The sequence below is a fragment of the Collinsella aerofaciens genome (assembly GCF_015548375.1).
Classification (GTDB): domain Bacteria; phylum Actinomycetota; class Coriobacteriia; order Coriobacteriales; family Coriobacteriaceae; genus Collinsella; species Collinsella aerofaciens_AB.
In genome coordinates this window covers 23,221-38,775 of sequence record NZ_JADMWW010000015.1, presented here as the reverse complement: position 1 = coordinate 38,775, position 15,555 = coordinate 23,221, and the positions used below count along the sequence as shown (strand labels likewise).

General features: G+C 61.9%; 10 protein-coding genes. 2 read left to right on the top strand and 8 right to left on the bottom strand.

Going from position 1 to position 15,555, the window contains the following annotated elements; all coding sequences use genetic code 11:
* Positions 1-100: 100 nt before the first annotated feature.
* Together rsgA and I1969_RS07335 are read right to left on the bottom strand one after the other, a co-directional pair.
* Positions 101-1,054, bottom strand: coding sequence for a ribosome small subunit-dependent GTPase A (gene rsgA, locus I1969_RS07340; protein WP_195234267.1), 954 nt, complete (start codon positions 1,052-1,054; stop codon positions 101-103).
* 457 nt (positions 1,055-1,511) lie between these two features.
* Positions 1,512-4,193, bottom strand: coding sequence for a cation-translocating P-type ATPase (locus I1969_RS07335; protein WP_195234221.1), 2,682 nt, complete (start codon positions 4,191-4,193; stop codon positions 1,512-1,514).
* A 441-nt stretch (positions 4,194-4,634) separates the two neighbouring features.
* On the opposite strand from I1969_RS07335, the gene pyk reads away from it, so the two are divergent.
* Positions 4,635-6,095: a pyruvate kinase gene (gene pyk, locus I1969_RS07330; protein ID WP_195234220.1), complete on the top strand. Its 1,461-nt coding sequence runs from the start codon at positions 4,635-4,637 to the stop codon at positions 6,093-6,095.
* A gap of 758 nt (positions 6,096-6,853) precedes the next feature.
* Positions 6,854-7,591: a hypothetical protein gene (locus I1969_RS07325; protein WP_138374408.1), complete on the top strand. Its 738-nt coding sequence runs from the start codon at positions 6,854-6,856 to the stop codon at positions 7,589-7,591.
* Here the strand turns inward: I1969_RS07325 and I1969_RS07320 are convergent.
* From I1969_RS07320 to pheS, 6 genes are all read right to left on the bottom strand, one after another.
* Positions 7,588-8,436: a hypothetical protein gene (locus I1969_RS07320; RefSeq protein WP_229028321.1), complete on the bottom strand. Its 849-nt coding sequence runs from the start codon at positions 8,434-8,436 to the stop codon at positions 7,588-7,590. The two genes, I1969_RS07325 and I1969_RS07320, sit on opposite strands and share 4 nt — an antisense overlap.
* Positions 8,437-8,515: 79 nt before the next feature.
* Positions 8,516-9,286, bottom strand: a complete 771-nt coding sequence (locus tag I1969_RS07315) for an energy-coupling factor ABC transporter ATP-binding protein (protein WP_052044000.1) — start codon at positions 9,284-9,286, stop codon at positions 8,516-8,518.
* 44 nt (positions 9,287-9,330) lie between these two features.
* A complete protein-coding gene (locus I1969_RS07310; protein ID WP_035136805.1) occupies positions 9,331-10,167 on the bottom strand; it encodes an energy-coupling factor transporter transmembrane component T family protein in 837 nt (278 codons plus the stop codon).
* On the bottom strand, positions 10,145-11,230 hold the full coding sequence (cbiM, locus tag I1969_RS07305; protein WP_035136804.1) for a cobalt transporter CbiM: 1,086 nt from the start codon (positions 11,228-11,230) through the stop codon (positions 10,145-10,147). Before cbiM ends, I1969_RS07310 begins: the two co-directional genes overlap by 23 nt.
* 246 nt (positions 11,231-11,476) lie before the next feature.
* Complete coding sequence (gene pheT, locus I1969_RS07300; RefSeq protein ID WP_195234216.1) at positions 11,477-13,930, bottom strand: phenylalanine--tRNA ligase subunit beta; 2,454 nt, start codon at positions 13,928-13,930, stop codon at positions 11,477-11,479.
* A 162-nt stretch (positions 13,931-14,092) separates the two neighbouring features.
* Positions 14,093-15,169, bottom strand: coding sequence for a phenylalanine--tRNA ligase subunit alpha (gene pheS / locus I1969_RS07295; protein WP_055250566.1), 1,077 nt, complete (start codon positions 15,167-15,169; stop codon positions 14,093-14,095).
* Between the last annotated feature and the right edge of the window lie 386 nt (positions 15,170-15,555).

The window sequence follows — 15,555 nt, the reverse complement described above, 5'->3', positions numbered from 1 at the left end:
TTTGGTCAGAACGTCGGCAAAACGCATATTTCGAGACGCTTTGGCAGCAAAAAAGCCGCCTCCCAAGCAGTTGGGAGGCGGCTGTCATAGGAAAAATCAATTACAGATGGACATCGGGATCGAGCATTTGGGCACTCACGCGCATGGATGACGCCAGGTTTTGGAACGTCTCTAGGCGCAGGCTGTCGATCTGCCCCGTGTCCTCGGCCTCGCGAACGGCGCAACCCGGCTCGTGAGTGTGCGTGCAATCGCCAAACCGGCACGCACGCGACGCCTCGATGATCTCGGGGAAGGCACGCGCCAGACCCCGCTCATGTCCCACGAGCGGCAGGCTGCGCAGGCCCGGAGCATCAGCGATCACGCCGGCGTCGCCCGGCAGCGCCACCATCACGCGCGCAACCGTGGTGTGGCGACCTTGGTCGTCACGCTCGCGCACGCCGCCAGTGGCCAGGGTGTCGTGGCCCAACAGCGCGTTGAGCAGCGTTGACTTGCCGGCGCCCGACTCGCCCAAGATCATGGCACAGCCCCCAGCCGGCACGCAGGCGCGCACCTCGTCCAGGCCGAGGCCCTCGGCAGAAGACGTCACGATCACGCGCACGTCCGGACCCACCAGACGGCGCACGCGGTCCAGATCGCGCTCGAGCTCATCGGCCTCGCAGCGGTCGGCCTTGGTGAGCACCACTACCGGCTCGGCATCGCAATCGAGCGCCAACACCAGTGAGCGCGCCACGCGATCGAGCAGCACCTCGCCGGCGCCGAGCGCCTGCACGATCAGCACGCTGTCAACGTTGGAGCAGAGTACCTGGCGCTCACCGCGGGCACGGCCACGCCAACGCTCAAAGCTCGTACGGCGCGGCAGTACGCACTCGATCACGCCCATGTCGTGCCCGGGAGCACGGCGAACCGCCACGCGGTCGCCCACGGCGGGCAGCAAGACCTCGTCCTCGCCACGCGACTTGGCAAACCCTACGGCATGCTCGGCACGAAACGTGTCATCGGCAGTCGCCACCAGCGGAAACCCGCGGTCCAGGCGCACCACGGCACCGAGCTGCATCTGCTCGGGCTCCTCGGCCTGTGCGCAAAAGTCGTCAAATGCAGCCCGCTGAGCCGCATCGACCGGCAGGCCATCGAACGCCGGAACATCCTGCAGTGCGTCAAGCCCCGGTACACTCGCCAGCAGCTCCTCAGCAGACGCAGGGGCTTCGGTCGCAATCTTCCGACGACGGTCACGCTTAGCCCGCGCCCCCGTCGTCTTTTTCTTCGCCTTAGCCTTAGCCTTGCCCACAAGCGCCTCCCAGCACAAAACCACACAACTGAGCAGGTATTTTAAATCAAAAAGAGCTGGCCGGGCAAAGCCCGACCAGCTCACACACTTTCCCTCAGCTTACGGTCCCGAGAGGCTATCCGAAGGCCCGCCCGCCGGGAGGAGTTTCTTCTGAGCGATCCCGCAGCGCGAAGCGCGAGGACCAGCGAAGAAGAAAACACGCAGGGGCGGGCCCGGACAGGTTAGCTTACTCCTTCTCGACCGCGCGCATGATCGCCTTGTAGATCTCCATCAGCGGGATGATCAGGAAGGCCAGGCCCAGCGCGGCGATAACGCCCTTAAGCTCAAGCGTCACAGGGCCAAAGAACATCTCGGCAAGCGTCGGCTGCACGGTCACAATCACCGTCAGCACCAGCGCCAGCGCAGCCGAAGCCCACAGCCACTTGTTCTGCTTCTTCATACTAAACAGCGACGCACGACGGCTGCGCATATTGAAGCAGTGGAAGATCTCGACCATGTTGAGCGTGATAAACGCCATCATCACGCCTTCCTCGTCGGCATTGCCGGCGATCATATCGGCGATGTGGATGTAGCCCATGTCAAAATACACGCCCACAAAGAAGCTCGCCAGCACCAGCACGGTGATGATCAGGCCCTGGACCACGCAGTCCAGGCCCATGTGACCGGCAAAGACGCCGTCCTTGGCGTTGCGCGGCTTGCGCTTCATGATGTCGCCCTCGGCATCCTCCATGCCCAGCGCGAGCGCGGGGAAGCAGTCGGTGACCAGGTTCACCCACAGCAGCTGCACCGGCTGGAAGATGGTAAAGCCGATAAGCGTGGCGATGAATACCGAGAAGACCTCGGCAAGGTTGGCCGAAAGCAGGAACTGAATGACCTTGCGGATGTTGTCGTAGATGCGACGACCCTCTTCGCAGGCACCGATGATGGTGGCGAAGTTGTCATCGGCAAGCACCATGTCGGCGACGTTCTTGGTGACGTCGGTGCCGGTGATGCCCATGCCAACGCCGATGTCGGCGCGCTTGATGGACGGAGCGTCGTTGACGCCGTCGCCCGTCATGGCCACGATCTGGTCGCGCGACTTCCAAGCCTCGACGATGCGTGTCTTGTGCTCGGGCTGGACGCGGGCGTACACGCCGTAGTCCTCGATGTGCGCGTCGAGTTCCTCGTCGCTCATGCGATCGAGGTCGGCACCGGTGATGGCATGGCTGCGATCGGTGACGATGCCCAGCTGCTTGGCGATGGCCACGGCGGTGTCGATGTGGTCGCCCGTGATCATGACGGTGCGGATACCGGCGTCATGCGCCTCGCGGATGGCGTCGGCGACCTCGGGGCGGACCGGGTCAATCATGCCAGACAGGCCGCAGAAGACCAGGTCATGCTCGAGCGCGGCGGGACTGCAGTCGGCCGGGACCTCGGTGTAGGTGCGGCTTGCCAGCGCCAGCACGCGCAGGGCCTCGTCGGCCATGGCCTTGTTGGCGGCCACGAGCTCGGCACGACGCTCCTCGGTCAGCGGAACGACCTTATCGCCCTCGTAGATGTGGGTGCACAGGCCGATCACCACGTCGGGCGCGCCCTTGGTGTACTGCTCATACTCGCCGTCCAGGGTCTCGACGACCACGGACATCATCTTACGGCCCGAGTCGAACGGGGCCTCGCCCACGCGCGGGTGCTCGGCAGTCAGGCCAGTAAGACCAGCTTTGCCGGCATCGTTGACGAGCGCGCACTCAGTCGGCTCGCCCACGGCCTCGCCCAGCTCCTCGTCCCACTGGGCATCGGAGCACAGAGCCATGCCGGCCAGGAACTTCTCCTTAGGCGCGGCGAGCTCGTGCTTGACGACGGTCATCTTGTTTTGGGTAAGGGTACCGGTCTTGTCGGAGCAGATGGTCTGTGTGCAGCCAAGGGTCTCGACGGCGGAAAGCTTACGGATAATCGCCTGGCGCTTGGCCATTTTGGTCACGCCGAGCGAAAGCACGATAGTCACGACGGCGACCAGGCCCTCGGGGATGGCAGCGACGGCGAGCGAGACAGCGACCATAAAGGTGTCGAGCAGCGCGGTCGGATCGGTGAGAACGTTGCCCACGCCGTGGCGGATGATGTCGACACCAAAGATGACGACGCAGATGACGATAACCATGATAGTGAGGATGCGGCTGAGCTCGGCAAGCTTCACCTGCAGCGGCGTGAGCTCTTCCTTGGCCTCGGCCAGGGCGCCGGCAATCTTGCCCATCTCGGTGTTCATACCGGTACCGACCACGACGGCGCGACCGCGACCGTACACCACGGTGGAACCCATGTAGCACATGTTCTTGCGGTCGCCGAGCGGCACGTCGTCGGTGCCGGTGGCGAGCTCGATCACGTTGGCATGCTTCTCGACAGGCACGGACTCGCCGGTGAGTGCAGCCTCTTCGATCTTCATCGTGGCGCTCTCGAGCACGCGGCAGTCGGCCGGGACGGAGTCGCCCGCCTCGAGCATAATCACATCGCCAGGCACGAGCTCGGCACTCGGCAGGTGCACGAGCTTGCCGTCGCGCAGAACCTTGGACTGCGCCGCGCTCATCTCCTGCAATGCCTCGAGAGCTTCCTCGCTCTTGGCCTCCTGAACCACGCCCAGCACCGAGTTGACGATAACGACGAACATGATGATGGCGACGTCGGCAAAGTCCGCCTCACCCTTGACCATGCCCGTGAGTGCACTGATGACGGCGGCAACGATCAGCATGATGACCATGGGGTCGGCCATCTGCTCAAAGAAGCGCTTCCACAACGGCGTCTTCTCGGCTTCCTCGAGCTTGTTAGGGCCTGTCTTGGCGAGGCGCGACGACGCCTCGTCGTTGCTCAGGCCGAGGTCCTCATCGACACCTTGGTCGCTGAGTACCTCCGCCGCGGCGGACAGGTATTCCTTTTGCATATAGAGTCCCCTCCTGGGATTCGGGCCACTCAGCAGATTGATGCCCGATCATAATTCCCAGGAGAAGGGCAAGGGCTCATCAAGGCTGCCGTGCTGAGCGGCAGTTGATAGTGGAGCTATGGTACCCCAAAGCGGCGCGTCTAGCCAAAACATTCCAATTGGAAACACGGCTCGAGTGCAACGATGCAGACCGTGTGATGCTCAACATTGATAAAACGTTTTTTCTTCGGCGCATCGTCAAACTGAAATATCGCCCAGATAGCAGCGGTCAGAACGGTTGGTAAAGTTTTTGCATATACCGTTTTTCCGCAAAAAATGAACTTCTAATTCGGCATACGGTCGATTTTTTGGGGTATTCGGTCGGCATTTCGTTATAATCAACTCGGTTTTATTTCTTATGGTTTATCTATCAGCGCAAGACGATGTCAGATGGAGGTCTGAATGTACAAGCGCACCAAGATTGTATGCACCATGGGTCCCGCCTGCGATAGCGACGAGACCATCCGCGAGATGATCAAGGCGGGCATGAACGTCGCCCGTTTTAACTTCTCGCACGGATCCTACGACGAGCACCACGGTCGCATCGAGCGCGTCCGTCGTATTTCCAAGGAGCTCGGTATGCCCGTCGGCATCCTGCTCGACACCAAGGGCCCCGAGGTCCGCACCGGCCTTCTGGTCGACGGCAAGAAGGTTGCCGTCAAGACCGGCGACAAGATCGTCGTCACCGCTCAGCCCACGACCGAGGATTTCCACGGCACCTCTGAGCACATCTCCCTCGACTACCTGGCTCTGCCCTCCGAGGTCGAGAAGGGCTCCCTCATCCTGATCGATGACGGCCTGGTTGCCCTCGAGGTCGAGTCCGTCGACGGCCAGGACATGACCTGCGTCGTTAAGAACGACGGCCTGATCGGCGAGCGCAAGGGCGTCAACATGCCCAACGTCAACATCTCGCTGCCCGCCATCACCGAGCGCGATCGTCAGGACATCCTCTTTGGCCTGACCGAGAACATCGACTACATCGCCGCTTCCTTCATCCGTGACGGCGAGTCCGTCCGCGGCATCCGCGAGCTTTGCCGCGAGAACGGTGGCGAGCACGTGACGATCTTCCCGAAGATCGAGTGCGCCCTGGGCGTCGAGAACTTCGACGAGATCCTCGAGGCTTCCGACGGCATCATGGTCGCCCGTGGCGACCTGGGCATCGAGATCAAGCCCGAGCTCGTTCCCCACATCCAGAAGGAGATCATCGCCAAGTGCAACGCGGCCTACAAGCCCGTTATCACCGCTACGCAGATGCTCGACTCCATGCAGCAGAACCCGCGCCCGACGCGCGCCGAGGTTGCCGACGTTGCTAACGCCATTTACGACGGCACCGACGCCGTTATGCTCTCTGGCGAGTCCGCTGCCGGTAAGTACCCGGTCGAGGCCGTCAAGATGCAGGCCAGCATTGCTCTCGAGACCGAGAAGTACCTCCCGGCCCACGCTCCGCTCGAGGTTCCGGCCGACGCTCATGGCACCCGCGTTGTTAACAACGTTGTGGGTATGTCCGCTGTGAACATGGCCACCACCGTTGGCGCCAAGTGCATCACCGTGCCGACGACCACCGGTCGTACCGCTCGCCTGATCTCGCACTTCCGTCCCAACATGCCGATCTGCGCGTTCTCCCGCCACGAGTGGGCCGTCCAGCAGATGATTATGTACTGGGGCGTTATCCCGCACCAGGCCGAGATTACCCAGGGCACCGTCAACGGCACGATCGTCAAGGCGATCGAGACCGCTAAGGAGCTCGGCTACGTCAAGGCCGGCGACCTGACCGTCGCCACCGCTGGCGATCCCCGCATGAGCGTCCAGCTCGAGGACAAGGTCTCCTCGACCAACGTCGCTTACGTCGCTCAGGTGCGCTAAGTCGTACTTGCAAGCACACTTGCATCGCAAAGGGCCCGGAAGGCGAAGCCTTCCGGGCCCTTTTTCTGTGCCAATGCCGGCGCACGGCAAAACACACACTCATTTCTTTACCAAAAGCGCGAAATCCACCCTTCGAGACCCAATGAATAAAGTCCCAAGCGCTAAAAGTGTTCGCCCGGTGGCAAACCCACACCTTAACCGACGCTGCTAAATCGTTTTAGCAAGAGCCGGATTGACCTGCTTTTCGGAAGTATGCGGCAAATTCTGATACCTCCGAGCACACCCCGTTTTTTCGCAACAAAATGCCTGATAAACTAGCCTCAAAAGCCAGGTCTGCTCACAAGGTTTAGATTTTGCCGCATACTTCCGAATTGACACTGGCATCGCACGGTCCAAAAGCATATTTCGACCAGGAGGACGTCATGGACCTGACGCTATGCGGTCAATCCGCTTTTTACTATCACCGTATCCCGCCACAGATATTAGGCCTTTACCCTGCCATTAGCCTTGGCAATATGGATCGCAGATGTTGCGGCCTCGGAAGTCATGCAGTTGTAAAAGACCTGCTTCACGCACCGCTTCACAGGATTGTATTCACTCGGGCACAATCCGGGTCGCGAAGCCTGTTTAAATCGCACCTCCTGACCCAAGAGCCGCCTCCCGGGTCGTTTAGGCAAACCGAGCATGGGTTTGATGTCACATCGCCCGAGTTCACACTGCTCAACCTTGCTACGCAGGTCTCACGCAACCAGCTGCTTATGGCGTGTTATGAGATGTGCAGCTCGTTTGCTGTGTATACACCCTGCAAACGAGCGCAACGGCAACTTGATGAAGCTATTTCGCTTAAGCTCATTCCACCCAACTGCGGCTGGGAGCGGGTTATCGACGTCAACGGCAAGGATACCAACCTGTGGAAGCGCACGCCGCTTCTTTCCGCAGCGGATATCGCCGCGTTCGCCAAGCAGGCCGCAGGCCTGCGCGGTGTTAAGCAGCTCCGCTGGGCCGCCGAACGCATGACAGGACAGACCGCCTCGCCCTTCGAAGTACAGACCTCCATGCTTATCTCGCTCCCCCGCGACGAGGGCGGCATGGGCATCAACATCGCAAACAACGTGCGCATCCCACTCAGCGACGCCGCGCGCTCGCTGTATGACAAAACCTGCTGCTACGCCGATATCCTCATCGAAAGCGCCACCGACAGCATGGGTGTCATCCTTGAATGCCAAGGCCGCTCCGCCCACGACAGCGAAGCCGCGAGCCTCTCCGATGCCGAGCGCGCCACCGCGCTCACAAGCATGGGCTACGACGTCATCCAAATTACCTTTGGCCAGATTAAGGATAAGAAGAGCTTCGACCACATAGCCGAGCTCATCCATAAAAAGGCTGGACTTTCCTACACCCCAAAGACCAAACAGGAGCGCGCCGCCGAAGTCACCCTGCGGCAAGAGCTACTTGTCAATTGGGTTGAGCTATTCACCGCCAAGCCGGCCAGCTAGCAGCTAGCAATCAGGGGAAGCGCAGGCATATCGGGCGATTCGACGCGAGCCGCAAATCCCGCCTCGGTTAGCTCGATGACCTCGGTAAACGTTGTATCGAAAAACTCCTCGGTTAGCAGGCGATACGGCGGATGATCGGACTCGCCGGGGTTTTCGCGTACAATCTCGTGCATAACGCCGATGGTCTTGAGCACATACTCCTTATGGATGGGATACTGACCAAAACGGGTCGCCGCAGTATACAGGCGATCGGTCGCGCGCGGTATCGAAACGATGCCGAGTGTCTTGCCAAACCAGTCAAAGTCGCCTTGCTTTTTAATGCGGAATTCCTCGCACGGCTTGCCGCCGTGCGCCTCCAGGTACTGATTCACACGCGTATTCCATACGGTATCGGCCACCAGATGCGACCAAACGCCCAGCGTCAGATCGAGCAGCGACTGCGCCACGTCATCGGGCGCGAGCGAAAGCTCGCTAGCACCGGGACCGGCGACCGGCTCGGCGTCCTTGTAACGTTGGGGATAATGCACCCGATTGAGTCGCTCGCGCTCCTCGACAATCGAGGTCGCGGCAGCTGGCGCACCGGTGGGCGAACTTTTAAGCAACGGTGCCATATAGGTATCCCAGAACTCATGCTCACGAGGCTTAGGGATAGGCTCGGGCTTTGCAAAGTGCGTAATGCGGTACGGGATGGGATCGGCGATGCCAGGGACCATATAGCCCACGAAGATATCCGGAACCACGCAGCCAAACAAAAAGGCATTGCGGTCGCGCACGCTATTGGCAAGCGCACCGGTGCGCTCCAGCAAACGCTCCGTCTGAGCGATATGAATGTTCCAGCTTGGCATAGCCACCCCCATAAAAACCTGGATAACTATACCATCACGGCAAAGCCGCGCGGGCGGCTACGCACGCTCCACGCAGCAACTATTCCACAACGCCGCTCTCGGTTCCATACGACGATACCGGCGCCTCGACCACATGGTGATATCGATCGATAAAGATTGCACGGGCACCCAGGCGTCGTACCAAATCCTGATGGTGCGTGCTCATCAAGACCGTCTTACCGGCAGCAACATAGGCCAGTAGAAAGTTGACCACGATGTCGCAAGAGTCCTCGTCAAGTCCGTTGGTAGGCTCGTCGAGCACCAGGATATCCGGGTTCATCGACACGACGGCAGCCAGCGCCACGCGCTTCTTTTGCCCGCCCGAAAGCTGATAGGGCGAGGCATCGACCAGATCGGCAACCTGGAACAGCTCCATGGCGTCGCGGACGCGACGCTCGAGCTCGTCTGCCGGCAGCCCCATTTGAGCCGGGCCAAACGCGACCTCCTCGCCCACCGTGGCGCAAAAGAGCTGCGCATCGGCATTCTGGAACACAAAGCCCACGCGCTGATGGAACCGCTGGGCCGTCGCGGAATCCTTGAGATATGCCGCATCGACCGCATGCCCGTCAAACAGATACGCACCCGCGTCCACAAGTTCAAGGCCGTTGATAAGGCGCATGATCGTCGTCTTGCCGCAGCCGTTGGGACCGAGCAGAGCAACGAGCTCCCCACGGTTCACCTGCAATGAAATGCCGTCGATCACCGTATGACCCGCATAGGAAAACAGCACGTCGCGAAACTCGATGATCGGCGTGACCTCGGTGCCGGCAGCACCGCTCGCACCCATCGCGTTATTCGTATCGTTTGCCAAAACGTCGCCCTTCCCTACTCACATCGACGGTTCGACCGTCCGCGCTACAGCACCGCGCACAACACGGCGAGCAACGCAACGCCGGCCGCGTAAACCGCATCGCGCCAGCCAAAGCCGCTCCGTGCAGGCGCCGGATACACGCCGGCGAAGCCGCGGCACAGCATGGCCTCGTCCATCGCGCGGCTGCATTCCATCGCCTTGATAAACGTCATGCCCATGATACCCGCCAGCGAGTCGGTACGCGAAAAACCCGCGGGCGCGGAACCGACGCTGCGCAGCATGACCGATTCGCACAGATCGTGCGCCGTGCGTCCCAGCACCTCGATATGCTTGAGTGCCATATCAAACGTAAAGATAACCTCGTCGGGCAGGTGCAGCATTTTGAGCGCCGCCGACATGCGGCTCCAGGTAAGCGTCCACGAAACACCCAGCACCAGCGACACATTAATAAACGTCTTGAGCGCGATCTTGAGCATGGCGCCCGTGGCAGACGCGCCCAGCAGCAGGGCAGGCAGTGCCAGAACCACGGCAAGCCCCGTGGCGCCGAGCGCCGGTACAAAGGTCGCACGCAGCCCGCGTGCGGGGCGCACCGCGACCAGCACCAACGCGATTGCCGCCATCAGCATCAGGTACAGCGGACTCTGCGTCAGGCACACGCACAGGACGCAGACGAACATCCCCACCAGGCGCACCGGAGCCGAAACGCAAGAAAGGGCGCGGTCGACCATCGACCCGCCCTCGTGCGCGCCTCCACCCAGGCGAACCCGCTCAAGCAGGCTCGCCAGGTGCAGGACATTCTTTTGCATCACACGATGCCGAGCCCCCGCGGGCTCGTAACGCTGCTCGGTCGCAAGCCAGCTAGGCAGCTCGGCTATTGCCATGAGCACCGCTTTCCTTGACCGTCAGCGAGATCAGACGGAATGCGATGGTGAGCACCGCCACGCCAATCACGCCGGACAGGATATACATGGCAGCCTGACCGGCAAAGCCAAGACCCTGCTCCTCGGAATAAGCCTGCAGGTAATCACCCGTGGGCAGCGCGTCGGCAAAGGTCGGGGTATCGAGGCCGACCGAAGCCTGCAGGCTGTCGTCGCCAGCCTCCTGAACGGCGGTCGCGGCGCCCTCGGCGTCCCACTCACCCCAGGCGTCACCGGTGGCAAGCAAGCCCAGCGGCGTGGCCACCACGAGCACGGCGACCAAAATGAGCGTGGGGACCAGCGAGGTCTTCTTGGCAGCAGCGCCCTCGGCAGCAAGCTGGCCATCGACGGCCTCGGGCCCGACGATAATGCTCGGCGCCGTCTTCTTAATGAAACCGTAGATGGCGGCCGTCGCCACGCCCTCGATCACACCGGCAACCAGCATATGCGGGATCAACATGGCCGGAATAGCCACGGACAGCGGGAAGGGGCAGTACAGCGGAGCGCCCGAAGCGTTGGTGAAGAGCATCGGCTGAATACCGAACTCGACCGCCGCGCACAGGGCCGCCAGGCACAGGCCAACCCAGCCGCTCACGATGGCAGAAACCGAAGTGCCCCAGCTCTTGTCGTGCAGACGGCTGTTGAGCGCACGAAACACGATAGCAGCGACAAACGGCAGCACAAAGGCCATGTTAAAGCAGTTGGCGCCAAACGACAGAACGCCGCCGTCGCCAAATAGCAGCGCCTGCAGCGCCAGCGCGACCGAGACAGCGATAGCCGCGGCCTCGGGGCCCAGCAGCAGCGCGATGAGCGCGCCGCCGACGGCGTGACCTGTGGTGCCGCCGGGCAGCGGCACGTTGAACATCATGAGCAAGAAGGAGAATGCGGCGCAGATGCCCAGGAACGCCATATGCTCGCGATCGAGCGTGGCACGCACCTTCTTGATGCAGTGAACCCAAACGGGCACCATCGCCACCGCCATGACGGCATCGGTCTGCGGGGACAGATAGTTATCTGGAATGTGCATGTACGCCTCCCGGTTGTCGGCGCACAGAATTGCAACGCCGCTTAAATCACCTTGACAGTGTTACGTATTGTCAAATTCGTAACACGACGCGGGCTATCATAGCAAAACGGCGCACTGCCGACAAAGCAGCACGCCGTTATGTAATGCGCGTGTCATATATACAGGCTCAACGGTGCCTCATACCGAGCATAGCGGTCACGTAGGACTCGGCGGCAGCCACCGCCGACCCATATCCCAGTGCAGGACCTATCCGCGGACCTCGCCGTTTACGCCCTTGCACACCTTGGTGACGATCTTCTGGTGTGCTTTTTCGACCTCTTCGCTGGTGAGTGTGTGGTCGTCGGAGCGATACGTAAGCGCAAAGGCCATGGACTTCTTGCCCACGCCCACGCGGACCGGATCGCGGTAGACGTCGAACAGACGCACACCCTCGAGCAACTTGCCGCCGGCGCTGGTAATGCGGCGCTCAAGGTCCTCGCAGGTCACGGAGTTATCGACCACGATAGCAAGGTCGTGCTCAACGGCAGGGTACTGCGAGAACTCGCGGTAGTTCTCCTGGTTGCGGGCGCCCTTGATCAGCTTGTCCAGATCGAGCTCAAAGGCAACGACGACCTCATCGATGCCCATCGCCTCGCGCGCCTCGGGGTGAATCTCGCCGACCCAGCCCAGCACGGTGCCGCCGGACAGAACCTCGGCCGCACGACCCGGCTGCAAGAAAGCATAGCTCTCTCCCTCGACGGGACGGAAGCGAACCTTCTCGATGCGCAGCTGGGCAAGCAGCTCCTCGACGATGCCCTTGCCAAAGAAGAAGCGCAGCTTGCGGTACTTCATGTTCCAGGACTGCTCGCTCCACTGGCCCGAGAGCACACCCGCGACGGACTTGGTCTCCTTGGGCAGGCTGGCATTCTCGCGACCATGGAACAGGCTGCCGACCTCGTACAGGTGCACGTTGGGCGTGCCGTGGGCCTCGTTATAGGCAACGGACTGCAGTAGGCCCGGCAACAGCGAGCGGCGCATCTCGGTCTGCTCGGCCACCAGCGGGTTCATGAGCACCACGGGGCAGCCGCGGCCCTCGGTGGACATGCCGATCTTCTCCAGGTCGCCCGGGGCGGCAAAGCCAAAGGTCGTGGTCTCGTTAAGACCGCAGGCGCGCAAGATCTCGCCGACCTTGCGGGTGAGCTTTTGCTCGCGGGTCAGGCCGCCGATGTGGTTCTTGGCAGCCGGGATGGTCGCCGTCACGCGGCCCATGCCCCATAGGCGCAGGACCTCCTCGATCAGGTCAATCTCGCGCGGCAGGTCTGGGCGGAAGCTCGGCGGGGTAACCATAAAGTCCTCACCGTCGCGTTCGACGGTGCAGCCCAGACGGGTGAGCGAACGCTCGATAAAGTCGGGCTCGATATCGGCACCGCAGATGGCGTGCACGCGGGCCAGGCGCAGCTTAATGCTGTCGATGGTCTTGGGCGCGGGGAAAACGTCGACATAACCGGGAGCAACCTCGCCGCCGGCAATCTCCTCGATGAGCGCGCAGGTAACGTTGGCGACATCCACGCAGCCGGTCTCATCGACCTGGCGCTCAAAGCGAATGGAGGCGTCGGAGATCAGCGACAGATCGCGGCTGGTGTGCGAGGTGCGACCGGCGTTGAAGCAGGCACTCTCGACCATCACGTCGACGGTGTCGTCCTCGATCTCGGAATCCATGCCGCCCATAACGCCGGCCAGCGCCACAGGGCGCTCGCCGTCGGTGATAAGGCCCATGCCGGCGTCGAGCACGCGCTCCTCGCCATCGAGCGTCGTGAACTTCTCATCCTGCTGGGCGGCGCGAACCACCACGCGGCGGTGACCATCGCGCTCGGCAAAGGTGTCCAGATCAAAGGCGTGCAGCGGCTGACCGGTGAGCATCATCACATAGTTGGTGATGTCGACGATGTTGTTGTGCGGGCGCACGCCCAGGGCGTTAAGGCGCTTGACCATCCAGTCGGGCGACGGGCCGACCTTCACGTTGCGCACGATGCGGGCAACGTAGCGGTCGCACAGGCCCTCGTCGGCAATCTCGACGGAAAGCTCGTCGTCGGTCGCGCGGCCGGTCTCCGCCTTGATAGCGGGCAGCTCAACGTGGAAATCGCGATCGAAGATGGCGCCGGTCTCGCGGGCCATGCCGATCATGGACAGGCAGTCGGGGCGGTTGGGCGTGATCTCGCAGTCGAGCACGGTGTCGCTCGAGCCCACGTACTCGGCAAACGGCATGCCGCAGGGCGTATCCTCGGGCAGGATCATAATGCCGGAGTGGTCGCCGCCCAGGCCGAGCTCGCGCGCGGAGCAGTTCATGCCCATGGACACAACGCCGCGAAGCTTGCTCTTCTTGATCTTGACGTCGCCGGGCAGAACTGCGCCGATCATGGCCGTGACGATGTGGTCGCCGGCCTCAAAGTTCTGCGCGCCGCAGACGATCTGCAGCGGAGCGGGATTGCCGTCGGCGTCGAGGTTCTTGTCACCCACGTCGACCGAGCACACATACATGTGGTCGCTATCGGGGTGCGGGGTCTTGGTGAGCACCTTGGCGGTCACCACGTGGTCGAAGGACTCGCCCACGGTGTCAATCGCTTCGACCTCGGTGCCGGTACGGTTATATTCGTCCGAAAGGGTCTTGGGATCCTCCGGAATATCGATCATGGTCTTGAGCCAGTCGTAAGAAACGCGCATGTAGCTCTCCTAGTTCTTAATCTCCGCAAAGGGAGGAATATCAAATGAAGACGTTCGCCTTAGGGTTGTCCAGGTGCCCCAGGTTGGCGTGAAAGAGGAGCGACGCGTACTACAAGTACGCGAGCGACGGTTTGAACGCCAAGATGGGGTGCCTGGGCAAGCCTAAAATTGGTTAAGGAAGCGCATATCGCCAGTCATGAGCGTTCGCAGGTCGGGCAGGTCGTAGCGCAGTGCCGCGACGCGCTCGGCGCCAATACCAAAGGCGAAGCCGGTGTACTTCTCGGGGTCGATGCCGCAGTTGATCAGGACGTTGGGGTCGACCATGCCGCAGCCCAGGATCTCGATCCAGCCGCTGTGCTTGCAGAAGTTGCAGCCCTTGCCGCCGCACACGTGGCAGCTCACGTCCACCTCGCAGCTGGGCTCGGTGAAGGGGAAGAAGTGCGGGCGATAGCGCGTCTTGCGGTCCTCGCCAAACATGCACTTAACAAAGTAGTCGAGCGTGCCCTTAAGGTCGCCAAAGGTAATGCCCTCGTCGACGACCAGACCCTCGATCTGGTTGAACTGCGGAAGGTGGCAGGCATCGGCCGTGTCGGGACGGTAGACGGTGCCCGGGCAGATCATGTAGATGGGCGGCTTTTGCGACTCCATGGTGTGGATTTGCACGCCCGAGGTCTGGGTGCGCAGCAGCACGTCGGACTCGCCGTGGGCGTGGGCCTCGGGGTGCGCGACGCTGCCGGGGTTATTGTCGACCACGTAGAAGGTATCGCGGGCCGAGCGGCTCGGGTGATCCATGGGGGCGTTGAGCGCGGTGAAGTTGTAGTAGGAGGTGTCGACCATGGGACCGGACTCGACGGTGTAGCCGATGCCGCAGAAGATGTCCTCGGCCTCCTCGATGATCTGCTTGATCAGGTGCTGGTGGCCGATCTGCGGACGGATGCCCGGCAGCGTGATGTCGACGGCGTCGTGCTCGAGTGCGCGCTTGAGGGCGGCGGCCTTCATCTCGGTGTTGCGCTCGTCGAGCATGCCCTCGATCAGCTGGCGCATCTCGTTGGCGCGCTTGCCCATCACGGGACGATCCTCGGGGGCGAGCTTGCCCATCATGCGCATCAGGCCGGTGATGCGGCCCTTGCGGCCGAGCAGCTCAACGCGCGCAGCCTCGAGCTTGGCTGCGTCGTCGGCGCCTGCGACGAGCTCCTTGGCCTCTTCCTCGAGTTTGACCAGATCATCAATCAGACTCATGTCTTCCCTTTCGTCTCTCGCGCTCTCCGTTTGCCGAGGCGGCTGCCGCCGTCTGACGTTGCGAAAACGCGGCCCGGTTCGGTAATAAAAAACCGTCCTCGGGCATGTGCATTGCCCAAGGACGGTTGAATTCCGCGGTACCACCTTGTTTGACCCGGCGGATGTCTGGCCCGCCGTGCCCACTCTGCGCCCCTTATCGCGAGGCTCACGGCTTCCCTACTGGGGCTTCGCCGCCGCTGGCCGCGCGCCCGTTGAGGTCGCTGCTCGGGAGTGAACGCTTGGCCCTTGCCACCGCAGGAAGGCTTGCAGCCCATGGCCTTCCCTCTCTTGCCGGCGACGCGGCGGGCAAAACCCTCTCCGTCAACGCATTGGGCTACAGGATAACA